Origin of the sequence: Streptomyces marokkonensis (genome assembly GCF_039539045.1) — a bacterium.
In the GTDB taxonomy this organism is placed as follows: Bacteria; Actinomycetota; Actinomycetes; order Streptomycetales; family Streptomycetaceae; genus Streptomyces; species Streptomyces marokkonensis.
The window spans coordinates 30126-36595 of sequence record NZ_BAABCQ010000071.1 but is presented as its reverse complement, the minus strand read 5'-3'; the positions used below and the strand labels follow the sequence as shown (position 1 = coordinate 36595).

At 69.9% G+C, this 6470-nt stretch carries 9 protein-coding genes and 1 tRNA gene; 2 read left to right on the top strand and 8 right to left on the bottom strand.

What is annotated here, in order from left to right; translation table 11 throughout:
• The first annotated feature begins 179 nt into the window (after positions 1 to 179).
• Positions 180 to 377 (top strand): hypothetical protein, encoded by a 198-nt coding sequence (locus ABEA26_RS19105; protein WP_345593765.1) that lies wholly within the window; start codon positions 180 to 182, stop codon positions 375 to 377.
• Positions 378 to 607: 230 nt separating this feature from the next.
• Here the strand turns inward: ABEA26_RS19105 and ABEA26_RS19100 are convergent, their stop codons facing one another.
• The 8 genes from ABEA26_RS19100 to ABEA26_RS36385 form a co-directional block, all read right to left on the bottom strand.
• Entirely contained in the window at positions 608 to 1546 is a 939-nt protein-coding gene (locus tag ABEA26_RS19100) for an RNA polymerase sigma factor SigF (RefSeq protein WP_345593764.1), read from the bottom strand.
• A gap of 291 nt (positions 1547 to 1837) precedes the next feature.
• Positions 1838 to 2839, bottom strand: coding sequence for an RNA polymerase sigma factor SigF (locus tag ABEA26_RS19095; protein ID WP_345593763.1), 1002 nt, complete (start codon positions 2837 to 2839; stop codon positions 1838 to 1840).
• A gap of 190 nt (positions 2840 to 3029) precedes the next feature.
• Entirely contained in the window at positions 3030 to 3323 is a 294-nt protein-coding gene (locus tag ABEA26_RS19090; RefSeq protein WP_345593771.1) for a Dabb family protein, read from the bottom strand.
• The gene (locus tag ABEA26_RS19085) at positions 3323 to 3499 is read right to left on the bottom strand and encodes a hypothetical protein (RefSeq protein WP_345593761.1); all 177 of its coding nucleotides are present in this window, start codon (positions 3497 to 3499) and stop codon (positions 3323 to 3325) included. Before ABEA26_RS19085 ends, ABEA26_RS19090 begins: the two co-directional genes overlap by 1 nt.
• A 284-nt stretch (positions 3500 to 3783) precedes the next feature.
• A tRNA-Ser gene (locus ABEA26_RS19080) sits at positions 3784 to 3868 on the bottom strand.
• A gap of 66 nt (positions 3869 to 3934) precedes the next feature.
• Complete coding sequence (gene tadA / locus ABEA26_RS19075; protein ID WP_345593770.1) at positions 3935 to 4366, bottom strand: tRNA adenosine(34) deaminase TadA; 432 nt, start codon at positions 4364 to 4366, stop codon at positions 3935 to 3937.
• 140 nt (positions 4367 to 4506) lie between these two features.
• On the bottom strand, positions 4507 to 5058 hold the full coding sequence (locus tag ABEA26_RS19070) for a tRNA adenosine deaminase-associated protein (protein ID WP_345593769.1): 552 nt from the start codon (positions 5056 to 5058) through the stop codon (positions 4507 to 4509).
• Positions 5059 to 5367: 309 nt separating this feature from the next.
• Positions 5368 to 5694 carry a hypothetical protein gene (locus ABEA26_RS36385; RefSeq protein WP_425587864.1) on the bottom strand — a complete coding sequence of 109 codons (327 nt, stop codon included), beginning with the start codon at positions 5692 to 5694 and terminating at the stop codon, positions 5368 to 5370.
• Positions 5695 to 5832: 138 nt separating this feature from the next.
• Here ABEA26_RS36385 and upp point away from each other — a divergent pair, with 138 nt between their 5' ends.
• On the top strand, positions 5833 to 6468 hold the full coding sequence (upp, locus tag ABEA26_RS19065; RefSeq protein WP_345593760.1) for a uracil phosphoribosyltransferase: 636 nt from the start codon (positions 5833 to 5835) through the stop codon (positions 6466 to 6468).
• The last annotated feature ends 2 nt before the right edge of the window (positions 6469 to 6470 follow it).

Below are 6470 nucleotides of genomic sequence, written 5' to 3'. Positions count from 1 at the left end.
ATCGCGCCATAAAAAGTTGGCAAAGGCAAGTATTGCGATAGTAAACGTGCAGGTGATGGGTGGATGGCGGGTCGTGGACGGGTGGGGAGGGGGCTGCGTGCGCCCGGTGGGCAGTGGCCAAGGGATCTCGGGAGCCCCGCACTTGGGCCGCAACCGCGGATTCGCTAGTGTCTCGGCCCATGGCTAACAACCAGGGCCCCCAGGGCAATAACGACCCCGCAGGCAGCACCCAGATGTTCCGCGCGTTCGTCGACGACGGCCCTCAGACCCGGCAGGCGGCCCCCGCCGCCTCCTCCGGGCCCCGCATCGGCCTGATCGTCGGCATCGTGGCCGCCGTGGTGATCGTCGCGGCCGTGGCCTGGCTGGCGCTGAAGTAGACCGGTGCCGGAGTGGGCCGGCGCCGTACAGACGCAGACATGCAGACCTACAGGCCTACAGACCTACAGGCGAACAGACACGCAGGGCATACGGCAGCGGCCGTCGCGTCACCCCCGAGGTGTCGCGGCGGCCGTCGTCGCCGTCGTAGGGCGTATGCCGGGTACGCGTACGCCACGCACGCGTGCACGACGTGCCCGTGCACGACGTGCGCGTATGTCGCGCGCCGGGCTCAGTCGGAGATGAGGCCCTCGCGCAGCTGTGCCAGGGTGCGGGTCAGCAGCCGGGAGACGTGCATCTGCGAGATGCCGACCTCCTCGCCGATCTGCGACTGGGTCATGTTGGCGAAGAAGCGCAGCATGATGATCCGCCGCTCCCGGGGCGGCAGCTTGGCCAGCAGCGGCTTGAGGGACTCGCGGTACTCCACGCCCTCCAGCGCCGTGTCCTCGTAGCCCAGGCGGTCCGCCAGGGAGCCCTCGCCGCCGTCGTCCTCCGGGGCCGGGGAATCCAGCGAGGAGGCGGTGTAGGCGTTGCCGACCGCGAGGCCGTCGACGACGTCCTCCTCGGAGACGCCGAGCACGACGGCCAGTTCGCCGACCGTCGGGGAGCGGTCCAGCTTCTGGGAAAGCTCGTCGGTGGCCTTCGTCAGGGCCAGGCGCAGCTCCTGAAGCCGGCGCGGGACGCGCACCGACCACGAGGTGTCGCGGAAGAACCGCTTGATCTCGCCGACCACCGTCGGCATGGCGAACGTCGGGAACTCCACGCCCCGTTCGCAGTCGAAGCGGTCGATCGCCTTGATCAGGCCGATGGTGCCGACCTGGACGATGTCCTCCATCGGCTCGTTGCGGGAGCGGAAGCGCGCGGCGGCGTAACGCACCAGCGGGAGGTTGAGCTCGATCAGGGTGTCCCGGACGTAGGTGCGCTCCGGGCTGTTCTTGTCGAGGGCGGCGAGCCGCAGGAACAGGGAGCGGGACAGGGTGCGGGTGTCGATGGCCCCCGTGGCCGGGACGGCCTGGGCCGGCACGGCATCGAGGGCCGGCACGGCGTCGAGAGTCGGTACGGCTTCGATGGCCTGTGCGTCATCGACGGGGCCGAGCGCCTCGAGCGTGTCGGGCGCGGTCTCGCTCTCGGCGAGCGCGAGCACCTTCGAGCTGCCCTGGTCTGCGGACATGCCACCCCCTTTGGGTCGCGGGACGGTCACGGCGCACGCTCCCACGCCGGGAACGCAGCCTCCACCTGAATACCGGAGCCGAGGCTCCGGCAAACGCGTCTCCGGCAGAATGTCACATGTCGGCAACGCGCTGTAGTGACATGTCGACATCCGAGACGCGAATACCCCCTGGAAACAGGGGGTCTGACGGTCTTTCGGCCCGATCCTCCCGCAACGGCCCTGGTGGGCGATTCACTCGCCCCAGTGACCTCTCGTTCGCGCCTTCGATTGCATCCCAAGGCGGTCTTCAGGTTACGCGTCGATCCGGTTCGCGGACCTCAACCGCTGGAAACTACGCGCCAGTAGCCGCGAGACGTGCATCTGGGAGACGCCGAGTTCCGCACTGATCTGTGACTGGGTGAGGTTGCTGTAGTAGCGCAGCAGCAGAATGCGCTGTTCCCGTTCCGGTAGCTGGACGAGCAGGTGACGGACCAGGTCGCGGTGCTCGACCCCGTCGAGGGCGGGGTCCTCGTAGCCGAGCCGGTCGAGCAGTCCGGGCAGTCCGTCGCCCTCCTGCGCGGCCTCCAGGGAGGTGGCGTGGTACGACCGTCCCGCCTCGATGCAGGACAGCACCTCCTCCTCGGTGATGCGCAGCCGCTCGGCGATCTCGGCGGTCGTCGGGGAGCGGCCGAAGGCGGTCGTCAGGTCCTCGGTCGCGCTGTTGACCTGCACCCACAGCTCGTGCAGCCGACGCGGTACGTGCACGGTGCGGACGTTGTCGCGGAAGTACCGCTTGATCTCGCCGACGACGGTCGGCATGGCGAACGTCGGGAACTGCACGCCCCGCTCCGGGTCGAAGCGGTCGATGGCGTTGATGAGCCCGATGGTGCCGACCTGGACGACGTCCTCCATCGGCTCGTTGCGGGAGCGGAAGCGGGCGGCGGCGTAGCGCACCAGAGGCAGGTTGGCCTCGATGAGCGCCGTACGTACCCGGTCGTGCTCCGGTGTGCCCGGCGCGAGGCCCTTCAGCTCACCGAAGAGCACCTGGGTCAGAGCCCGGGTGTCGGCGCCCCGGCTGCGCTGCGGCGCGGCTTCCGGCGTGGCTTCCGGCGCGGGCGGCGCCTGGACAGCTGCGGCATGTGCGGCATGTGCGGGGGGAGTGGCTTGTGCGGCCGGTGCGACCTGTGAGCTGTGCGTGCTGTGCTCGGTCTGCGTGCTGCGCTCGGTCTGCGGGGTTTGGGGCGGGGGCTGCGGGGTTTGTGTGGCCTGAACGGCCTGTGCGGGCGGTGCGTGAGGCGCAGTACTGGCCGGCACGGTCAACTCCACCTCGTGATCGGTCAACTCTTCCGTAACTCATCCGTCAAAAGCGGTCATAGCATCACAAGACATGTGCACTGTGTGCAAGCACCCCATAACGCCGTGTTGAGTGAACGCGAGGCGGACCCGGAGGGGAACACGAGCGGCCCCGCACCGTGCGGGTGCGGGGCCGGAACGCGCGGCCGTACTAGAACTCGTAGTCGGCGATCACCCAGGTGGCGAACTCCCGCCACAGTGCGACGCCCGCCTGGTGCGCCGGGTGGTCCACGTAGCGTCGGAGGGCATCGGTGTCGTCCACGGCCGAGTTGATGGCGAAGTCATAGGCGATGGGTCGGTCGCTGATGTTCCAGGCGCACTCCCAGAAGCGCAGCTCCTCGATCTGGTCGCCGAGTGCCCGGAAGGCCTCGACGCCCTTCGCGACACGTGGGTCGTCGCGCTCCACGCCCTCGTTCAGCTTGAAGAGCACCAGGTGGCGGATCATCATTCTCCTCCGTTGGCGGCCCAGGTCATGAAGTCGCCGACGGCTGAGGCCGCGTCGGAGACGCCCTGGAAACCTATCTGTACGTAGTCGGCGGCCTTGGCCGGATCCGTGATGATCACGTACAGCACGAAGACCACGAGCAAGTAGACGGCGATCTTCTTCGCGTTCACCGCCACCGCGGCCTCCCCTGGGACTGTCCCTCGGACTCCTGTGCTACCGGCGGTGAGTGTAACTGTCCGGCCCCGCAGGCGATCAATGCCGCAGCGATCAGTGCCGGAAGTGAATCAGTGCCGGGAGTGGATCGGTGCCGGGAGTGATTCAGTGCCGGGAGTGATTAGGGGCGGGAAGTGATTCAGGGTGGGACAGTGATCAGTGTCCGGGCCGGCGAGGCCGCGCGGTACCCGAGCCCGGTCCGGAACGGCACGAAGGGCCCAGTCCGTCGGACTGGGCCCTTCTTCGGCGGTAGCGGTGGGATTTGAACCCACGGTGACTTGCGCCACACTCGCTTTCGAGGCGAGCTCCTTCGGCCGCTCGGACACGCTACCGAGAGAGACCTTACAACAGAGTGCGGCGTGGTTGAAATCGGTTCTGGGCGGCTTGGCCGGTGCCGGTCAGCGGTCGCGGAAGAAGTCCGTGAGCAGCCGGGCGCAGTCGTCCGCGAGGACGCCCTCGATCACCTCGGGGCGGTGGTTGAGCCGCCGGTCGCGCACGACGTCCCACAGGGAGCCGGCCGCGCCCGCCTTGTCGTCGCGGGCGCCGTAGACGACGCGGTCCACCCGGGACTGTACGAGCGCGCCCGCGCACATCGTGCACGGCTCCAGGGTGACGACGAGCGTGCAGCCGGCCAGCCGCCACTCGCCGAGCTCCGCGGCGGCCCGCCGGACCGCGAGGACCTCGGCGTGGGCCGTGGGGTCGCCGGTGGCCTCGCGTTCGTTGTGCCCGGCCGCGAGCACGGTCCGGTCGTCCGCCGCCAGCACGACGGCGCCGACGGGGACGTCCCCGTCCCGTGCGGCGTGACCGGCCTCAACCAGGGCGAGCCGCATCGCGGCCCGCCACGGGTCGCGTACCGGGTCGGGCGGTACGGATCCGTCCACCGGTTCCCTCTCCCGGTCCTCCTGGTCCTCCTGGTCCTCCCGGTCCTCCTGGTCCTCCCGGTCCTCTCCGGCCGGCTCGGTCGGCGCGGTCAGCGGACGGTCTCCAGGACATCGGAGGCACCCAGGGCCTCGGCGATCTCGCCGACCGCGTCCCCGGACATCGAGCGCAACTCCTTCTCGCTCACGCCGAGGTCGTCGAGGACCTCGGCGTCACCGACCGGTCCGTGCGGCACGGCCTCACCCGTGCCGGCGGCCGCGTCACCGCCGTCCCCGCTGTTCGCTTCGTCCTCGTCGTCGGACTCTCCGTCCTCCGTGCCGTCGAGGTCGAGGGCGTCGAGGTCGTCGCCGTCGTCACCGGGAGCCCGGCCGAGCAGCTCGTCGGTGAGCAGGATCTCGCCGTAGCTGCTTCGGGCGGCCGCGGAGGCGTCCGAGACGTAGATACGGGGGTCCTCCTCGCCGTCCACCCGGACGACGCCGAACCACGCGTCCTCCTGCTCGATCAGCACGAGCACCGTGTCCTCGTCGGGAGAGGCCTCCCGGGCGAGGTCGGTCAGATCCGACAGGGTCTCCACATCGTCGAGCTCCGTATCGCTCGCTTCCCACCCGTCTTCGGTGCGCGCGAGCAGTGCGGCGAAGTACACCGTGACTCTCCCACTGGTCATAGGCGTGCCGGTTGGGGGTCCCCCCGGCGGAGGCTGCGGGCGGAGGAGCGGTGCTCCGAGCCCACCCACTCGGAATCGTGGCAGAAACAAGGCCCTCAGGGGACGTCTTCGACGCCCTGTGTCCGGCAGTTTTGACCGGGGCCAGGGGCTCGTCGCCGCCACGTGCGGATCGTACGCGGATTTCGCGGAAACTCGCGGTGCCGCGTACGACCGTCCGTCGTAACGTCGGCGCGGCGCGTGATCTTCCCCGGCCGGGTCAGGGAAATGCCGGGGGAGCTGCCGAGAGGGCTACCAACGGAAGGTGCGCATGCGCATCGCGTGGCGCAGCCGGGCGGTCTTGGCGCGACGCGGCTGGACGCGGTCCCGCAGTGCGCGGGCCTCCGCGAGGTCGCGCAGGAACTGTGCCCGGCGCCGGCGGCGCTCGGCGTCCCTCTCCAGTTCCGCACTCCACCCGGTACTCCGGTCCGTGGTTCGCTCCGTACTCCGCTCGGTGCTCCCCTCCGTGCTTCGGTCCGTGCCTCGCCCGGTGCTCCTGTCCGTGCTTCGTTCCGTGCCGCGATCCGCCCCCGGCCCCTTGCCCGGGGACGGTGTGTCGTGGATGTCCCGGTCAGGCACAGTCTCACCACCCAGCGTCCGTCCCTCCCACCTTCCCCCGGCCGGGCGGTTTGACGCGGGCGAACGAGTGGAGCCGTACTCAGGGGCTTGCCCGCCGCGGGGACGCCGGTCCTGCGGGGCCCGGTTACTGTGGGGGTCATGCGTCTCCACGTCGTCGACCACCCCTTGGTCGCCCACAAGCTCACCACGCTGCGCGACCAGCGCACCGACTCCGCGACCTTCCGACGTCTCGCCGACGAGCTGGTCACCCTGCTCGCCTACGAGGCCACGCGCGACGTGCGCACCGAACAGGTCGACATCCACACACCGGTCTGCCGGACCACCGGCGTCAAGCTGTCCCACCCGCGCCCGTTGGTGGTGCCGATCCTGCGGGCCGGTCTCGGCATGCTCGACGGCATGGTCCGGCTGCTGCCGACCGCCGAGGTGGGATTCCTCGGCATGATTCGCAACGAGGAGACGCTGCAGGCCTCCACGTACACGACCCGTATGCCGGAGGACCTCTCCGGACGCCAGGTGTACGTCCTGGACCCGATGCTGGCCACCGGCGGAACCCTGGTCGCGTCGATCCAGGAGCTGATCAAGCGCGGCGCCGACGACGTGACGGCCGTGGTGCTGCTGGCCGCCCCCGAGGGCGTCGAACTCATGGAGCGCGAGCTGGCAGGCACTCCGGTGACGGTCGTGACGGCCTCGGTCGACGAGCGGCTGAACGAGCAGGGCTACATCGTGCCGGGCCTCGGTGACGCGGGCGACCGGATGTACGGAGCGGCCGAGTAGCA

Excerpts from the sequence above, each read along its gene's own strand:
- ABEA26_RS19105 (WP_345593765.1), top strand. The coding sequence starts at position 180 with ATGGCTAACAACCAGGGCCCCCAGGGCAATAACGACCCCGCAGGCAGC.
- ABEA26_RS19100 (WP_345593764.1), bottom strand. The coding sequence starts at position 1,546 with ATGTCCGCAGACCAGGGCAGCTCGAAGGTGCTCGCGCTCGCCGAGAGC.
- ABEA26_RS19090 (WP_345593771.1), bottom strand. The coding sequence starts at position 3,323 with ATGATCCGCCACCTGGTGCTCTTCAAGCTGAACGAGGGCGTGGAGCGC.
- tadA (WP_345593770.1), bottom strand. The coding sequence starts at position 4,366 with ATGCGGCTCGCCCTGGTTGAGGCCGGTCACGCCGCACGGGACGGGGAC.
- upp (WP_345593760.1), top strand. The coding sequence starts at position 5,833 with ATGCGTCTCCACGTCGTCGACCACCCCTTGGTCGCCCACAAGCTCACC.